The organism is Natronorubrum texcoconense (assembly GCF_900100335.1).
In the GTDB taxonomy this organism is placed as follows: Archaea; Halobacteriota; Halobacteria; order Halobacteriales; family Natrialbaceae; genus Natronorubrum; species Natronorubrum texcoconense.
Map to the genome: position 1 here is coordinate 187,395 of NZ_FNFE01000006.1, position 16,337 is coordinate 203,731.

The following is a 16,337-nucleotide window of genomic DNA, read 5'->3' on the forward strand; positions in this document are numbered from 1 at the left end:
CGAGGTGGTTCAGGGCCGGCGACCGTCGAATCCCAGTTAGCACTCGATGTTTCCCTTGCTCGATTCTAGGAACACGAACGAATCGTCACCGGTGACGAGCGCGGTCGCAGCCACCGGATCGGACCGAATGCTCGTCATGTCCATTTCGTGCCACCCTGCGCCGTTCAGTTGGAATTCGAAGGTGAACGCGCCCTCGGTCGGTTCCACGTCGGCCGCTTCGACCGTTAGCCACTCGTGTGGCTCGAGGTCTGCTTCCTCGTCGTACAGTCGGTCGTCACCCTCGTGAAGCCGCAGTCGAACGTGGTGGGTCTCAGTCTCGTCGTCGTTGAAAACCATCGCCTGACACAGTCGGACGGAGTCCGCTGCCTCGTCGTCCGTTTCGCGGACTCGGTCGAGGCAGCTACTCGTCGTCAGGAGTACGCTGCCGGAGAGTAGTTGGAGGGCAGTTCGGCGAGTGATACGACTCATTACTGTACGGAGTGTCACTCGGAGTGAATAAATTTGCTATCGCACGATCACTTTCGCACCGAACGAGGGGCCGAACAGGCGACCACCGTTCAGTACTGATCCCGCACCGTGTCGATCTGACACTCTACGCAGAGATCGTCGGCGAAACAGGAGATGCTGTCGTAGGGGCAGTCGTGCTCTTCGACGTGGACGGAGAGGCTGCGCTTTTCCCGTTGCCAGACGCCCTCCCAGTCGTCGATCTCCATCTCTGCGGAAGTGAAGACGACGGCTCCGTCTCGATCCACGATCTTCGCTACCGTAACCGAGTGCTGTCGCTCTCTGACGAGTTCGATCGCTCGCTCGTACGACGCACAGTCGATCGTCTCCGTTTCCGCGTCGTCGTCGAGGAGTCGAACCGTGATCGAGCCGTCGTACTCCTCCGTCGGCTCCAACCCGTGAGTCACGATAGCTACTGACTCAAGGGCCGTAAAAAAGGTAGGGTTCGAGGAGCGGCGTGTTCGGATCTCCTTCGGATCGGTTTCCTTAGCACTCTTCGTCCGGGAAGATCTTCCCGGGATTCAGCGTTCCCGTCGGATCCAGCGCCCGCTTGACTCGTCGCATCGCATCGACCGCACCCGCGCCGTGTTCGGCCTCGAGATACTCGCGCTTTCCCTGTCCGATCCCGTGCTCGCCCGTCGAGGTGCCGCCGATCGCCATCGCCCGCTCGACGATCTCCTTGTACAGTGCTTCGCCGCGCTCGAGTTGCTCGGGATCGTCCGGATCGACGAGCACGCTGTAGTGGAGGTTGCCGTCGCCCGCGTGACCGAAGCAGGGGACGAGCAGTCCGTACTCCTCCTCGAGCCGTTTGGCCTCGTGGACGATCTCCGGGTAGGCGCTGATCGGGACCGTCACGTCGCCGGGGTGGAGCGGCTGGAGGTCTGGGTCGTAGCTCTGCACGGCGTAGGCCAACTCCCGACGGGCCTGCCAGAGCGACTCCATCTCCGCGTCGTCGTCGCTCATCTCGAAGCGGGCTACGTCGTGGTCCTCGAAGATGGTCCGGCAGAGCTCTATCTCCTCCTCGACGCCGTGGTTGGCGTGGAACTCGAGGAAGACCATCGGGGCGTCCGGCAGGCCGGAGTCTAAGTATTCGTTTGCCATCCGGGCGCTCAGCCCGTCGACGAGTTCGATCCGGGCGACGTCGACGTCGGTTCGGACGGCGTCGAAGACCGCTGCGGTCGCGTCGTCGAGCGTCTCGAAGATCGCTCGCCCGCCGCGGATCTGCTGGGGGCGGCCGGCCAGTCGGAGGGTGGCCTCGGTGACGACGGCCAGCGTGCCCTCGCTGCCGACGAGCAGTTCGGTCAGGTTGTAGCCGCTCGAGGTCTTGATCGCTCGCGAGCCCGTCCGAACGACCGTTCCGTCGGCCAACACGGCCTCGAGGCCGAGCACCCAGTCGGCGACCTCGCCGTACTTGACGGTCTGCATGCCACTGGCGTCGGTGGCGATCATGCCGCCGATCGTCGAGATGTCGCCCGAGGAGGGCAGCGGCGGAAAGAACAGTCCGTCGTCGGCGACGTACTCGTCGACCGCCGAGCCGATGATTCCGGGTCCGACGTCGATCTGGAAGTCGTCCGGCCGGTAGTCGACGACGTCGTCCATTCGGGTTAGGTCCATGCTGATCCCGCCCTGGGCCGGAACGGCGTTGCCCTCGAGCCCCGTTCCCGCCGCGTAGGGCGTGACTGGCACGCCGTGGTCGGTCGCGGCGGCGAGAACCGTCGAAACGTCCTTCGTCGTCTCCGGCCAGACGACGGCGTCCGGAAGCACGCCGCGTCCGTCCTGTTGTGCGCCCCAGTCGGCGGCGTGTGTCTCCCGGCGCCCCTCCGCGAACGATAGCTGGTCGTCCGCGAGGTCGAGGTCCTCGAGGAACGAACAGTCGTGTGTCATACGTGGTCGTCGTTCACGTCCCGTATCAACGTTTCCCACGTAGTTCCCTTCGATCCTCGCGCTCGGATGTTGTGGGGTCGTTCCCGTCGTTTTTTCGAGCAAGCGTCACGAGTCTCGAGTCCGTAGTCCCAATCGTGACTGACGATTCGCACCCAGCCCGCACAGCTAACGGGGCCGAGGACTCGCTCGAGGACCAAACCCAGCAGCTTCACCGTCACCTCGAGCACACCGCCGAACTACCGATCGATCGAGACGCCAACCGCTGGCTCGGCGAGGCCGACGCCATCGCCCGTGACGTGGCGACGAGCGACCTCGAGCGGGAGGTCGTCGTCGAACGCGTCGAGAAGATTCAGCACCTGCTCTCGGAGGTCGACGAGACCGGCCACGTAGCGGGTGACGAGCACCTCGAGGCCCCGACAGGGGGCCGGAGTGTGAGACGCAACTTCTGCGCCGCCCGCGACATCTACTACTGGAAGATATTCCACCCACATCGACAACCAGTGTTCAACAAATGATCAACTCTCGGAAACGATGGATTTTATGATAACTGATACCGTACTGTCCGCTGATGGTAGATAGCCGAGCGATCCGACCGATCCGGAGGGGAGCACCGTGAACGCCGATCTCGATCTGCTGGTGCAGCTCAACGACTACGAGCGACCGCAGGACGTCGCCGAGCGGGCCGTACAAGCCGAGGAGCTGGGCTTCGACCGAATTACGGTCGGCGAAACGACGGGCTGGAACATCGTCCCGGTGCTCACGCTCGCCGCCGACCGCACCGACGAACTGGGGATCACGAACGACGTCATCTCTCCGTTCGGCCGCTCGCCCGCGATGCTCGCTCAGACCGCGCTCACGCTGCACGAGGCCTCCGAGGGCCGGTTCCGACTCGGTCTCGGGCCCAGTTCGCCCGCGATCACCGAGCGCTGGCACGGCCTCGAGTTCGACCGCCCGCTCCGACGGACCCGCGAGACCATCGAGGTCATTCGATCGGTCTACGAGAACGGCAACCCGGCCTACGAGGGTGATATTTTCGACATCGCCGGCCTCAACTACGAGCGCGAGGTCCCCGAAAACCCGCCGCCGATCGACCTCGGGACGCTCGGCCCGAAGGCCACCGAAATGGCCGGCCGCTTCGGCGACGGCTGGGCGCCACAGATGTTCACGAAAGAGGGTCTCGAGGAGCGTCTCGAGGATCTCTCCCGCGGTGCCGAACTCGCCGACAAGACCGTCGACGACCTGCGCGTCGCGCCGATCGTTCGCGGTATCGCGAGCGAGGATCGCGAACTGGCACGGCGAAAGGCCCGCGGCACGATCGCGTTCATGCTGGGTGCCTACGGCCCCTACTACGGCGACTCGGTCGCCGAGCAGGGCTATCCCGAGGTCGTCGAGAACATCCGCGCGGCGTGGCAGGACCGCGATACGGAGCGAATGGCCGCCGAGTTGCCCGAGGAATTGCTCGACGAACTCGCACCCGCGGGAACGCCCGACGAGGTTCGCGAGTGGGTCGAATCGTACGGCGAGATCGACGGCGTCGACGCCGTCCGCGTCGGCTTCGTCAACGAGACGACCGAGGACGAGAAGGTGACGACGATGGAAGCGGTCGCTGACCTGATGTAGAGTCAATCGGTCGCTGCTCGAGTCGGCCGCCGAACACGCGTTCCGCTTCGGATCGGCCGGTGATCGATCGTCCGACCGCCGAGCGTTCCGTTACCCCTCGCCTTCGGACTGGTACGGTTCGCCGACGGCGTGCCGGGGGAGGAGGTTGAACACCTCCGTCTCGAGGTCGTCCATCGACGCGAACGTCTCGCCGCTCGAGTCGGCGACGATCTCGCCGAGGTTCTCCTCTCCGTCCGCGAGGACCAGCGTCACGTCGTCGCACTGCTCGGCGGCTTCGTCCCGTGAAATCGGATACTCGAGGTTGCCGAGCACGTTCACGAGCCCGTTGAGTTTGACATCTTGTGTCATGGTGCCAAACACGGTTGCCGTCGGCATAGCCGTATGTATACGTCGGATCGCTGGACGGTCGTAATCGGCCGAGTGACGGCTAAAGTAACCCGTTTCTGAGAACAGATTTCGGGTCGCTGCTCGAACTCGTTACCCGGTCGCAGGCCGAAACTGTTCGGTTACGGTTCGATGACGAGCTTTCCGAGGAAGCTGTCGTTCATAACGTCCTCCTGGGCCTGTGATGCTTCGTCGAGACCGTAGCTCTCCGCGATCTCGATCTCGAGGGCGTCGGTCGCCATAAGATGCGCAACGCCCCGGAGCGGCACGCGCAGATCGGGCGTGTTGAACATACTCATGAACTGGTAGTTGACGTCCTTCGATCGAGCCGCGCCGTCGTTCGTGAACGCGGGATCGGGGCTATTCTCGCCGATGCCGACGACGCGACAGCCGGTCGCGGCGACGTCCGCGTCGAACTGGAGGTAGTCGTCCAGCCGGTGGTCCAGAATCGCGTCGACGCCGCCGTCGCTGGCCTCGAGAACCGCGTCGGCCAGATCTTCGCGCCCGTAATCGAGGACCGTCTCGGCGCCGAGGGCTTCGAGATCGTCGTGGTACTGTTCCGATCCAGTGGTGACGACTCGAGCGCTGACCGCAGCCCCGATCTGGACGGCCGCATGACCGACGCCGCCGGAGCCGCCGTGGACGAGACAGTGCTCGGCGGGATCGAGGTCGGCGTGGTCGATCAGCGCGCGCCAGGCCGTGACGGCGGCGACGCCGGCCGCACCCGCTTCGGTCAGATCCGCACCGTCTGGGAGGTGGACGACCCGGTCGGTGGGTACCGTCGCGTACTCCGCGTACGAACCCTGGAACCCGCCGTTGCCGATCCCGGTTCCGAAGACGCGGTCGCCTTCGGCGAAGCCCTCGACGGCCGACCCGGTCTCAGCGACGACGCCGGCGAAATCGACGCCGGGCGTGAACGGCACGCTGACCGGCTCGTAGGAGCCGTCCCGGAAGTAGGTGTCGACGGGGTTGATCCCCGCGGCGGCCACCTCGACTAGCAACTCGTCCTCGGCTGGCTCGGGTCGGTCCACGTCGTCTACCTGCAGTACGTCCGCATCACCGTGCTCGTGTAGGCGTACAGCGCGCATGATACTCGAGCACACGCCGTAGAGCCGTATAAGGGTACAGTTCTCGGCTGATCGGGAGCGGATACGATCTCGAGGCCGTTTGAGAGACGATCCTCGAGGCGTTCTCGAGTCAACAGAGCTGGGCCAGCCTCCTGACCGACTCAGTCGTCGGCCGGGAGCGGTCCCATAAACGCGAAGCCGTGTTCCTCGCCGACGGCGAACAGCGCCTCGAGGTCGGCGTCGGTTACCTCGCGAGGTTCCGGTAGTGTCCGCGTTTGGGTCGGCTCACCGACCGCGCGGAAGAAGTCCTCCGTTCCGGCGGGCGTGAGCGCGACGAGTACGCGAACCGGTTCGTCCCCCTCGACGCGGAACCCGTGCGGACGACCTCCCGCGACGTAGCCGGTCATTTGGGGCTCGAGGGTGTGGTTCTCGCCGTCGATGTGGAGGGCCATCGATCCCTCGAGGACGTGAAACACCTCGCTCGGAGCGTGCGTGTGAAGCCCGTTTTCGAACTCCGGCGGCGCGAGCATGTCGACGACGGTGAACTCGCCGTCCGTGTCGTCACCGTCGGCCGTGATGGTCATCGTCGAGCCGAGCACGTGGAGGTGTTCGCCGTCCGATCGCGGTGTGAGTTGTTTTCCTGCCATTGCTATCACCGACCGTACAGACGCTCTGGTCGGAGATAAAGCGATTCTAGCGATTTCGAAGACGATTCCGGTGACTGTCGGATCGGCGTCTCGGCAGTTCGGCTGATGTCTCGGCCGCTTCGATGGATGTCAAACCGCTATCGTACTGCTCGCGTCGCGTCGTTGATAATCTCGAGAGCCTCCTTCAACTCCTCCATCGCCGTCGCGTACGAGAGTCGCGCGTAGCCCTCCCCGTTCGCACCGAAGGCGTCGCCGGGGACGACGATCACGCCGCGATCCAGCACCTCGTCACACCAGCCCGCTGGTACCTTCGGCATGACGTAAAACGCGCCCTCGGGTTTGGGAACCTCGAGACCGGCGTCCGCGAGTCCGTCGAGGACGACGTCGCGGCGCTCCTCGAACGCCTCGACCATCTCCGCGACGGGCTCCTGTGGACCGGTCAGCGCGGCCTCGGCGGCGTACTGTGCGGGTGCGGAGGCACAGGCCTGGCCGTACTGATGGACGCGCAGCATGCGCTCGATGCGGCGATTGGAGCCCGTGACCCAGCCGAGTCGCCAGCCGGTCATCGAGTAGGTCTTCGAGCAGGCGCTGACGACGACCACGTTGTCGGTCTCGGCGAACTCGAGCGGCGATCGGTGCTCGCCCTCGAAGACGATGTGTTCGTACACCTCGTCGGAGACGCAGAGCACGTCGTGTTCGTCGGCGATACGGGCGAACTCGCGCATGTCGGCCTCGCTCTGGACGGCGCCGGTCGGGTTGGCTGGGCTGTTGACGACGAAGACGGCAGTGTCGTCGGTGATGGCTTCCTCGACGGTCGCCGGATCGAGCGTGAGATCCTCGCGGAGGCCGACGGGCTTCGGCGTGCCGTCTGCGATGTGAGTCAGCGCGTCGTAGGAGACGAAGCCCGGATCCGGGAAGATCACTTCCTCGCCCGGATCGACGTGGGCCTGCAGGACGAGGTGGAGGGCCTCGCTGCCGCCGGACGTGGCGATGACGTGCTCGGGGTCGACCGCGAGGTCGTAGTCGCGGTCGTACTTCGCCGCGATCGCCTCGCGCAGCGTCAGCGTTCCCTTGTTCGACGTGTAAGCGTCGGTCTGGCCGGCCTCGATCGCCTCGATCGCGCCCCGGCGGGCGTGGGCGGGCGTCGGAAAGTCCGGCTGGCCGATTCCGAGGTTGATCGCGTCGTCACCGGCGGCCTCGAACACTTCACGAATGCCGCTGATCGACACCTGCTCGACTCGTCGTGCGAACTCGGTCATGCCTAAAGGCTGGTGCGGATCCCGATAACTCTTGATGTGTCCGGGACGCCGCTGCAACGATCGATTCGAAAGCCTCTATCTCGTTACAATCTTGTCTACATGAGTAACTGTTCCACAACAAATATACGGTTTCTGCCGAATACACCGCTAATGACCTACTCTCGACGTGCCATTCTCGCAACAGGAGCGACCGGTACGCTCGCACTGACGGCCGGCTGTCTCGACTTCGTCCTCGGAAACGGACCGATGGAGCTCACAGCAGAACGCGTCGCCCCCACCGACGCAGCCCTCGAAGCCGCCGGCTACGACGAGTACGAGATCGAGGAGCGCTCCATCGAGGAGACGATCGAGGTCGGCGTCGAGCGCGACGTCGAGGCCAGGGTGTGGTCGTCGATCTACTCGAAAGACGTCGAGCACCGCGGTATCGAACACGAGGGCGCGTTCTTCGTCGCCGTCTCGATCCCCGACTTTTCGGTCCTCGGACGGTCGTTCAACCCGATTTCGGAGATGACGAACGACGAACTGCTCGAGGAATTCCTGTCCGAAATCGATAGCGACCACACCGATGTCGACGACATCTCGAAGGTCGACTCGTTCACGCTCGATATTCTCGGCGACGGTCGAACCGTCGACGTCTTCGAGGGCGAATCCGAGTTCGAGGGCGAGCCGGTCGACATCGAAATCCCGGTGGCGTCGTTCGGTCACGAGGACGACCTCATCGTCCTCCTCGGGAGCTACCCCGCGGCGCTGGCCGAAGAATCGGCGAACGCCGAGAAGCTGATGGAATCCGTCGAACACCCGGTCTGAACGCTCGCAAACTCGAGAGACGGGTCACTATTTTCGAACCGCAACCGAGAGACAGAGCGAGCGTTCCGCACCACGTGAGCGAGACCGACGCCGTGGTTATCACTCGAGCCTCGTTTGGAACGCTCGAGCGCCGTCCGGAGCGCGGTTGTAGACACGGCACTCTCTCGACGGTGACAACAGTGGCTGGTGATCAGTGCTGAGAAAACGAGTACTCGGAGTCGCGTCGAGTGCGTCGGTCGTCAGTAGAACTCGCGGACGAGGTCCATCGCGTCGTCCGGCGCGCCCTCCGGAATATCGGACATATCCTCGGTGACGCCGTGTTGCTCGTGGTACGGGACGGAGTTTTCGTCCTGGTACATGACGCCCTGATACTCCTTGTCGCTGTCGAGGATGACTTTCTTGGCGTCCTCGTAGTCGTTCGGATCGTGGCCCTCTTCTTTGAGGTCGACGAGGCTCTCGCGGAAGTAGTCGTACGTGTCGACGTCGTTGAACGTGACACACGGGCTGAAGACGTTGACGAAGCCGAAGCCGTCGTGCTCGATCGCCTGTTCGATGATCTCCTGGTGGCGCAGCGCGTCGGAGGCGAACGACTGGGCGATGAACGAGGCGCCGGAGGCCAGTGCGAGCGCGAGCGGGTTGACCGGTGGCTGCTTCGGTCCTTCGGGGGTCGTCGAGGTCTCGAAGTCCGACCGCGAGGTCGGCGAGGCCTGGCCCTTCGTCAGGCCGTAGATGCGGTTGTCCATGACGACGTAGGACATGTCGACGTTTCGGCGGACGGCGTGGACGAAGTGACCGGCACCGATCGAGTAGCCGTCACCGTCGCCGCCGGAGACCATCACTTCGATGTCGGGGCGGGCCATCTTGACGCCGGTGCCGACGGGAAGTGCACGGCCGTGAACCCCGTGAAGGGCGTAGCTGTGCATGTAGGTCCCGATCTTGCCGGAACAGCCGATGCCGGCCACCACGAACGTGTTGTCGGGGTCGTTGCCAGTTTCGGCCAGGGCTTTCATCATGCCGTTCATCGTCCCGAAGTCGCCGCATCCGGGACACCACGTGGGCTGCTTGTCGGATTTAAAGTCGGTGAATCGTACGTCGGAGCTCATTGTGCTGGCACCTCCTCGGAGAGTTTGTCGGTGATCTGTTCGGCGAGTTCGTCCGCCTTGAAGCGGACGCCGGTGTACTTGTTGATGCGCTTGACGCGGGTAAGTGCGTCGTGTTCGATGAGGTCGGCGAACTGGCCGGTCGCGTTACACTCGACGACGATCGTCTGTTCGGCCGCCTCGATCTCGTCGGTGAGGTCCGGCCGCGGGAAGATGTACGGAACCGAGATCACGCGAACGTCGACGTCCTCGTCCTCGAGGTAGCCGAGGGCTTCGACGAGTGCCCCTTCGTTGGAACCCCACGTGAGAATGAGGTTGTCCGCGTCCTCGTCGCCGAACTCGCGGCACTCCCACTCTTCTTGCTCCTGTGCGGTCTCGACCTTCCGATACCGTTTGTCGACCTGCTGGACGCGCTCGTCCTGTTCCTCGGTTCGGCGGCCGAGTTCGTCGTGTTCGAGACCGGTGCTCATGTGTGCACCGTCGATCGTGCCAGGGATGGCGCGCGGACTGACGCCGTCGTCGGTGTCGGCGTGGGCGCGGAACCGTCCCTGCTCGTCGAGCCACTCGTCGACCTCGTCGTCGCCGACGAGTTTGCCGCGGTCGATCTCGACTGCATCCATGTCGAACGCCTCCGGGGGGAACGTCTGTTCGGTGACCGACATCGCCAGATCGGAGACGAGGAACACCGGCGTGTTGTACTTCTCGGCGAGGTTGAACGCCTCGACCGTCTTCCAGAAACACTCGGTGATCGAGGTAGGGGCGACGACGAACCGCGGCACTTCGCCGTGGCCGCCGTACAGCGCCATGTTGAGGTCACCTTGTTCCTGTTTCGTCGGCATCCCCGTCGAGGGACCGGATCGCTGGACGTCACAGATGACCAGCGGCGTTTCGCTGGTCGCGACCAGTCCGAACGTCTCGGTCATGAGGTCGATCCCGGCTCCCGACGTCGCTGTCATGGCTCGAGCGCCTGCGCGTGCGCCGCCAAGCGCCATGTTGATTGCGGAAAGCTCGTCTTCGGCCTGCACGACGTGACCGCCGTAGTCCTCGATACGGCCAGTCAGGTACTCCATGATGGACGTCGCGGGCGTGATGGGGTAGCCAGCGTAGAAGCGACAGCCGGCGGCGATGGCACCCATCCCGATCGCTTCGTTGCCGTTCAGGAGGACGTAGTCGTTGTCGGTAACGTCGACGTTGTAGCCGAGGTGGTCGAGATCGTAGTTCTCCTCGACGTACTCCTGGCCGAGGCGGGCGGCTTCCTTGTTGTTCTCGACGATCTTCGAGCCCTTACCGCCGAAGCGCTTCTCGAGCGCCTCGTCCAGGTACTCGACGTCGAAGCCGGTGATCTTACACGCGGCGCCGAGCGCGACGATGTTGCGCATGATCGCGCCGCCGGCGTCCTCGGCGAGCGATTTCAGGGGGACGTCGACTGCGGTGATCTCGTCGGGAATCTCGGCCTCCCAGGAGCGCTCACCGTCGTAGATGACGGCACTGCCCTCGTGAAGTTCGTCGAGGTTTTCGTCGATGGTGCGCTGTGTCAGGGCGACCAGGATATCGAGTCGGTCCACGACGCTCTGGACCTGCTCGACCGACGTCCGAATCTTGTAGGCCGTGTAGCCGCCGCGGATTCGGGACGCGAAGTCTTTCGACGTGAATACGTGCCGCCCGGCTCGGGAAAGTGCCTGAGCGAAGATTTTTCCGGTGGAGTCGATACCGTCCCCGGCCTCGCCTCCGACCGCCCAGTTGAGATCCTCAGCCATGTTATGCTGAGCCTTGCCCCCAGTAAATGAAAAGGCTTCTGAAAACCCAACCGGACCACCGCAACAGTGCGTGATATGTCCGCTCTCGATCACCGCGTTCGTTACTCGAATCAGAATAAATCACTGGTGAAATTACGCCCTCGGGAAGCTGTGAGAACACCGGTTGGTACTGTCTCGAACAGGAAGCCCATCTCTCGAGAACGATCGTTTCCGAGAGGGCCCGGATCGAGCGTATCGGACCGCGGATGTATCGAATCGCGAGCGTAACGACGACGCGGAACGGAACGCCTTTTCCAGCGGCCCCCGAACGGTTTCGACATGACAATCGAAGGAACACCAGTCGCCGTCGAATCGGTCCGCGAAGTCGGTCCGGGTACCGTCGCACTCGAACTCGAGACGCCCGAGGGGTTCGATGCCCGTCCCGGACAGTTCGTCCTGCTTCGGGCCGTCCCCGGGGTCGAGGACCAGACGAGCGGCGGTCACGACGAGGACGACATCGTCATGCGCCACTACACGCTCTCCTCGCCCGCGGCCGGCGAGACGTTCGAGATCACGGTCGGGATCGATCCCGACGGCGACCTCTCACCGTGGCTCGCCGATCTCGAGGGCGGTGAAACCGTCCACGTCGACGGCCCGTTCGGGACGATCACCTACGAGGGTGACGAGGACGTCGTCGCCGTCGCGGGCGGCCCCGGCGTCGGTCCAGCCGTCTCGATCGCCGAAGCGGCCCACGAGTCGGGTCACGAGGCGGTCGTCGTCTATCAGGACGACGAACCCGCACACGTCGACCGACTCGAGGCACTGGAGGACGCGGGCGCGAACGTCGTTATTCTCGACGAGGACGATAGCGACGGACTGGCGGAAGCGATCGAGTCCCACCGCGCGGACGGACAGCTCTACGCCTTCGGGTTCGAGGACTTCGTTCGGTTCGTCGCCGACACGATCGACGAGGACGGCGGCGATTCCGACGAGGCGTTGATCGAGAACTTCGGCTGAGAGGGCGTTCAAACGCTGAATTGCGGCTTTTCTGTGGTGCGCCGACGAGACAGGTTCGTCCCGGCTCGACCGATTGCTCACCCAGCAGGGCCGAACAGTTGATGACCCAATCACCCCGCGAACGGTCTGCCAAGATACGTGGCCGGCCCGGGGCCTGTCGCGCACCGAGGCTCGCAAGCACAGTCACTACGCGTGTCGGATCCCTATCGGAGCCCATGGTTGACGAAGACCTCGAACTCGAGCGAGACATCGGTCACGCGACGATCGTCTACGAAGAACCCGACGAGGACACCGTCAGAAAGACGGTCCCGAACGAACACATCGCCTACTTTCAGGATCACTGGATCATCAAGACCGACGAGGACGAGGAGGGCCACGACATCGTTCGACGGATTCCGGCCCAGCGCGTCCACTACGTCGAGCGCTCCGTCGAGCAGTTCGAAGAGGAGGTCAAGACGCTGGTCGATCAGGTCCAGTCGTTCGCGGCCGACCTCCGAACCAAGCTGCCGGTCGGGGGCAGCAGCGGCGCCAGCGGCGGCGAGCGCCCCGAACCACACCGCATCGACATCGACCAGGGCGAGTTCGACGAGAGCGATAATCGAATGGACTGAGTCGGTCGCTCGCCTCGAGCGGTGGCGACGTTCGGTTCAGTGCTCGACGAGTTCGACGAGGATTCCGCCGGTGTCTTTGGGATGCAAGAAAGCGACCGAATGTCCCCACGCACCGGGCCGTGGCTCCTCGTCGATCAACTGCACACCGTGGTCGCGGACCGTCTCGAGTGCGCCCTCGAGATCGTCCGTCGCGAGCGCGAGGTGGTGAATCCCCGCGCCGTTTGCCTCGAGATACTTCGCGATAGTTCCCTCCTCGAGCGGTTCGAGCAGTTCGAAGTAACCGTTTTCGCAGTCGAGGAAGACGACTCGCAAGCCGTCGAACTCCTCTTCGTGGACGACCTCGAGACCGAAGAGCTCCGCGTACAGGGCCCCGAGTTCGGCGGCGTCCTCGGTCGCGATTCCCGCGTGATCGAAGTGCATGGTTCGCCGTTCGGGATCGAACACAAATATTGATGCGGTTCGTCGATCGTGGGCTTGCATATCGAGTCTCGCTCGACGTCTGGTATCGGCGCGAGAGTGAACTATTCAACTCGGTGTCGTCTCCGACGAGTATTTGATCCGGCTCTGTGAAGCCGAGGCCATGCAGATCGCAAACACGGAGACCGTCCCGAACGGCGAGGTCGTCGAAGTCATCGGAATCGCCCGCGGCAACACCGTCGAGGCCAGAAACGCCGGCCGCGACATCACGCAAGGGATCCGCAACGTCTTCGGCGGGGAGCTCAAGGCCTACTCGGAACTCCTCTCGAAGGCTCGAGACGAGGCCATCTCCCGCATGGAGGCCGACGCCGAGCGGATGGGTGCTGACGCCGTCGTCAACGTCCGCCTCGAGACCTCCCAGATCACCGACGGCGGCTCCGAAGTGATGGCCTACGGAACGGCCGTTCGACTCGAGTAACGAATCGCGAATCGTACGCCGCGAACCGTTCCGACTGCTCCTTTCGGCACGGCCTGTTCTCTGTTGCGACGAGTACGTGTTACCCCGAGACGTCGGATCTGAACAGCTGCGGTAGTTCCTGCACCCGGCGGTTTCAGCGCCGGTTTCCTCGAGGTTACCGTCCCGCGTAACTCTCAACTCGCCATCAGTACTGGAGGTCGTCGGTGCTCTAAACGGGTATGAGCGCCACATATCACCGCCGTTCCGGTATACCCGACGATCGTCTCCGTTCGGGTCCGAACGAGAGCGACGGACTCGACTACCGCTTCACGGAGACCGATACGGAGGTCGACGGCTCGCCGTCTCCGCTCGGTCCGCATCGTCCCGCGATCGGTATCATCGCCCGGGGCGAGGAGGCCGAGTCGATCTACCGAACGATCCTTCGTGCGACCGACCGCCGGCTCGCAGTCTACCTCACCGCAGTCGATACAGACGCCGAAATCGGTCGCCTCGCCGTCGGTCTCGGCGCCACGGTCGTCGAACCGCGCGGCCCGGCCGCGAGCCGACTCGAACTCGAATCAGCCCTCTTCGCGGCGGGACGAATCGGCGGCCACGACGGAATCATCTTCCAGCTGGAGGGCTGTCCGCGAATCGACTACGAGCGAACCCTGGCGTCGTTCGAGGAGGACCGGTTCGAGGTCTACGCGGTGCCGGAGGATCGTTCCGTGTTCGAACGCCAGTCCCACGTCGTCGCGGCGATTCCCGCGTACAACGCGGCCGAAACGATCGATCAGGTCGTCAGGGAAGCCGCCGATCACGCGGAGACGATCCTCGTCGTCGACGACGGGAGCGCCGACGCGACGGCCGAACGCGCAGAACGCGCCGGCGCACTCGTCGTCCGCCACGAGCGCAACCGCGGCTACGGCGGGGCGCTCCAGACCATCTTCGACGTGGGACGAACGCTCGACGCCGACCACCTTGTGACCCTCGATGCCGACGGGCAGCACGATCCCGCGTCCATCACGACGCTCGTCGCGGCGCAGGAATCGAGCGGCGCCGAGATCGTCATCGGCAGTCGATTCGCGGACGACTCGACCACGCGGATGCCCCGCGTTCGGTCGCTCGGACTCGGCGCCGTCAACCTCCTCACGAACGCGAGTCTGGGACGGTTCCGACCGCACACGTGGGTGCGAGACACACAGAGCGGTCTCCGATCGTACACGCGGGACGCCGTCGAATCCCTCGCGACGACCGCCGACCTCGGGAGCGGAATGGGCGCGAGCACGGATATCATCTACCACGCACACCGGGAGGGGTTCGACTTCGAAGAGGTTGGAACCACGATCAGCTACGACGTTGAGCAAGGCAGTTCACAGGGCGCGCTCTCTCACGGGGTCGGTCTCGTGCGGAACATCCTGGGATTCTTCGAGCGACGTCACCCCCTGCTCGCGCTCGGGCTTCCGGGACTGTTCCTCACCGTCCTCGCCGTGTCGTTCGGCGTCTGGTCGATCGGACAGCTGTTCGTCACCCCGGTGTCGGTGGTCTCGGTGTCCGCGGCCGCCGCGTTCGCGCTCGTCGGGACGACGATGGTCCTGCTCGCGATGTTCCTTCACACGATCAACACGCATCCGTCCTTCCGAACGACTCCGGACCGGGACCGTTCGACGTCACTCCAGTACCGCGAGCCACCGTCTGAGACCGTCCCCGACAGTGGGAACCTCACGGTCGTTCGTCGACCGTGAGGGGACGGTTGCGACGGCCGACGCTCAGGGATACCCGTTCTGATATCTGAACGCCGTCTTCGCGAGGAAGGCGCCGAGATCGGTGAACTCCCACCGGAGCTGTTTCGGCTCACCGGCCCCGTTTATCCGCGCCAGAAGGTACGGATCCGATTCCGAGCCAACTCGAATCTCGTTCAGTCCGGCCACCGCGAACCGGTGTGTGTCGCGAACGAGGTCTACAGCCGTCTGCGAGTACTCGCCTTCGGGGTAACAGAATCGCGTCACGTCGATCCCCAGCAACTCCTCGAGTTCGTCCTTCGATCCCGCGATCTCTTCTGCTAACTCGTCGTCGGGCACCGCGTCGAGTTTTCGGTGGGACTTCGAGTGGTTCCCGATGGTGACCAACTCGTCGTCGGCGAGTTCGACGAGCTGGTTCTCAGTCATGTACTCGTAGTCGAACAACTCGTTCTGCCGGAACGTTCCGTCTCCGATGCTGTCGGTGATGACGAAGACCGTCGCCGGGACGTCGTACTCGCGGAGTATCGGTACCACGTTCTCGTAGAAATCGACGGTTCCGTCGTCGAACGTCAGCGCGACGCGGGTTTCGTCCGTCTCCGCCGTCACGTCGGGAAGGTCGACGACGGCGTACTTCCGGGTGAGCTGTTCGAGTTGTCTCCGGAACCGGTCCGGAGAGATGTCGTCGTAAAACCCGCCTCCGACGGAGTGGTACATGAGAATTCGGTTCCCGGAGTCCGGAACCGGCGCCCACGACGAGACGTTCGCGTAGTAATCGAGACGGGCTAATCGTATCCACGTGCTCTTCAGAACCCTGTGGCTCAGCTCCGGGGCGTCCGGATTCTCGTGGCCACGTAGATTGATATTTTGTCCCATTTCGATCGGCTCGCACTCGAGGGGTGCGGTATCGGGGAACCGCGCGTTCGAGAGATTCGGCGTGTCCGTACGAACGCCGCCGCGATCCAAATATGGAGCGCATCGTTTCGCCCCTCGAGTCGTCCCGGCTTCGCACTCGAGAGTTCCACCGGCCGCCCCAGCCGTTTCCGCTTCCGTATCGCCGAAATTCCCTCGTGACAAGCGAGGACTAACGC

General features: G+C 64.0%; 18 protein-coding genes. 7 read left to right on the forward strand and 11 right to left on the reverse strand.

Features of this window, described 5'->3' with window-relative positions; genetic code table 11:
• Positions 1-36 precede the first annotated feature (36 nt).
• The 3 genes from BLT08_RS17525 to BLT08_RS17535 all read right to left on the reverse strand — a co-directional run bounded on the left by BLT08_RS17525 (position 37) and on the right by BLT08_RS17535 (position 2,388).
• Positions 37-468, reverse strand: coding sequence for a hypothetical protein (locus tag BLT08_RS17525; RefSeq protein ID WP_245724267.1), 432 nt, complete (start codon positions 466-468; stop codon positions 37-39).
• 89 nt (positions 469-557) lie between these two features.
• Entirely contained in the window at positions 558-911 is a 354-nt protein-coding gene (locus BLT08_RS17530) for a hypothetical protein (RefSeq protein ID WP_175529368.1), read from the reverse strand.
• Positions 912-990: 79 nt separating this feature from the next.
• Complete coding sequence (locus BLT08_RS17535; RefSeq protein WP_090310539.1) at positions 991-2,388, reverse strand: FAD-binding oxidoreductase; 1,398 nt, start codon at positions 2,386-2,388, stop codon at positions 991-993.
• 134 nt (positions 2,389-2,522) lie between these two features.
• Between BLT08_RS17535 and BLT08_RS17540 the strand changes: the two genes are divergently transcribed.
• On the forward strand, positions 2,523-2,903 hold the full coding sequence (locus tag BLT08_RS17540; RefSeq protein WP_245724268.1) for a DUF8152 family protein: 381 nt from the start codon (positions 2,523-2,525) through the stop codon (positions 2,901-2,903).
• 97 nt (positions 2,904-3,000) lie between these two features.
• Complete coding sequence (locus tag BLT08_RS17545) at positions 3,001-4,008, forward strand: TIGR04024 family LLM class F420-dependent oxidoreductase (RefSeq protein ID WP_090310541.1); 1,008 nt, start codon at positions 3,001-3,003, stop codon at positions 4,006-4,008.
• A 90-nt stretch (positions 4,009-4,098) separates the two neighbouring features.
• Here the strand turns inward: BLT08_RS17545 and BLT08_RS17550 are convergent, their stop codons facing one another.
• The 4 genes from BLT08_RS17550 to BLT08_RS17565 form a co-directional block, all read right to left on the reverse strand.
• Positions 4,099-4,356 carry a DUF5789 family protein gene (locus BLT08_RS17550; RefSeq protein WP_175529369.1) on the reverse strand — a complete coding sequence of 86 codons (258 nt, stop codon included), beginning with the start codon at positions 4,354-4,356 and terminating at the stop codon, positions 4,099-4,101.
• A 158-nt stretch (positions 4,357-4,514) separates the two neighbouring features.
• Entirely contained in the window at positions 4,515-5,480 is a 966-nt protein-coding gene (locus BLT08_RS17555; RefSeq protein ID WP_090310545.1) for an NADPH:quinone reductase, read from the reverse strand.
• A 140-nt stretch (positions 5,481-5,620) separates the two neighbouring features.
• On the reverse strand, positions 5,621-6,106 hold the full coding sequence (locus tag BLT08_RS17560) for a cupin domain-containing protein (protein WP_090310547.1): 486 nt from the start codon (positions 6,104-6,106) through the stop codon (positions 5,621-5,623).
• A gap of 137 nt (positions 6,107-6,243) precedes the next feature.
• The gene (locus tag BLT08_RS17565; RefSeq protein ID WP_090310549.1) at positions 6,244-7,365 is read right to left on the reverse strand and encodes a pyridoxal phosphate-dependent aminotransferase; all 1,122 of its coding nucleotides are present in this window, start codon (positions 7,363-7,365) and stop codon (positions 6,244-6,246) included.
• A gap of 150 nt (positions 7,366-7,515) precedes the next feature.
• Between BLT08_RS17565 and BLT08_RS17570 the strand changes: the two genes are divergently transcribed.
• The gene (locus BLT08_RS17570; protein WP_090310551.1) at positions 7,516-8,172 is read left to right on the forward strand and encodes a DUF6517 family protein; all 657 of its coding nucleotides are present in this window, start codon (positions 7,516-7,518) and stop codon (positions 8,170-8,172) included.
• A 239-nt stretch (positions 8,173-8,411) separates the two neighbouring features.
• Here the strand turns inward: BLT08_RS17570 and BLT08_RS17575 are convergent, their stop codons facing one another.
• A complete protein-coding gene (locus BLT08_RS17575) occupies positions 8,412-9,275 on the reverse strand; it encodes a 2-oxoacid:ferredoxin oxidoreductase subunit beta (protein ID WP_090310553.1) in 864 nt (287 codons plus the stop codon).
• A complete protein-coding gene (locus tag BLT08_RS17580) occupies positions 9,272-11,029 on the reverse strand; it encodes a 2-oxoacid:acceptor oxidoreductase subunit alpha (RefSeq protein WP_090310556.1) in 1,758 nt (585 codons plus the stop codon). Before BLT08_RS17580 ends, BLT08_RS17575 begins: the two co-directional genes overlap by 4 nt.
• Positions 11,030-11,347: 318 nt before the next feature.
• On the opposite strand from BLT08_RS17580, the gene BLT08_RS17585 reads away from it, so the two are divergent.
• Both BLT08_RS17585 and BLT08_RS17590 read left to right on the forward strand, forming a co-directional pair.
• Positions 11,348-12,025 (forward strand): FAD-dependent oxidoreductase, encoded by a 678-nt coding sequence (locus tag BLT08_RS17585; protein ID WP_090310558.1) that lies wholly within the window; start codon positions 11,348-11,350, stop codon positions 12,023-12,025.
• A 215-nt stretch (positions 12,026-12,240) separates the two neighbouring features.
• Positions 12,241-12,636 carry a hypothetical protein gene (locus BLT08_RS17590; protein ID WP_090310560.1) on the forward strand — a complete coding sequence of 132 codons (396 nt, stop codon included), beginning with the start codon at positions 12,241-12,243 and terminating at the stop codon, positions 12,634-12,636.
• A 36-nt stretch (positions 12,637-12,672) separates the two neighbouring features.
• Here BLT08_RS17590 and mce read toward each other — a convergent pair whose 3' ends face one another.
• On the reverse strand, positions 12,673-13,056 hold the full coding sequence (gene mce, locus BLT08_RS17595; protein ID WP_090310789.1) for a methylmalonyl-CoA epimerase: 384 nt from the start codon (positions 13,054-13,056) through the stop codon (positions 12,673-12,675).
• Between the two features lie 160 nt (positions 13,057-13,216).
• Here mce and BLT08_RS17600 point away from each other — a divergent pair, with 160 nt between their 5' ends.
• Positions 13,217-13,531 (forward strand): YbjQ family protein, encoded by a 315-nt coding sequence (locus tag BLT08_RS17600; RefSeq protein WP_090310563.1) that lies wholly within the window; start codon positions 13,217-13,219, stop codon positions 13,529-13,531.
• A 218-nt stretch (positions 13,532-13,749) separates the two neighbouring features.
• On the forward strand, positions 13,750-15,252 hold the full coding sequence (locus tag BLT08_RS17605; RefSeq protein WP_090310566.1) for a glycosyltransferase family 2 protein: 1,503 nt from the start codon (positions 13,750-13,752) through the stop codon (positions 15,250-15,252).
• Positions 15,253-15,276: 24 nt separating this feature from the next.
• Here the strand turns inward: BLT08_RS17605 and BLT08_RS23140 are convergent, their stop codons facing one another.
• A complete protein-coding gene (locus BLT08_RS23140; RefSeq protein ID WP_175529370.1) occupies positions 15,277-15,963 on the reverse strand; it encodes a polysaccharide deacetylase family protein in 687 nt (228 codons plus the stop codon).
• Between the last annotated feature and the right edge of the window lie 374 nt (positions 15,964-16,337).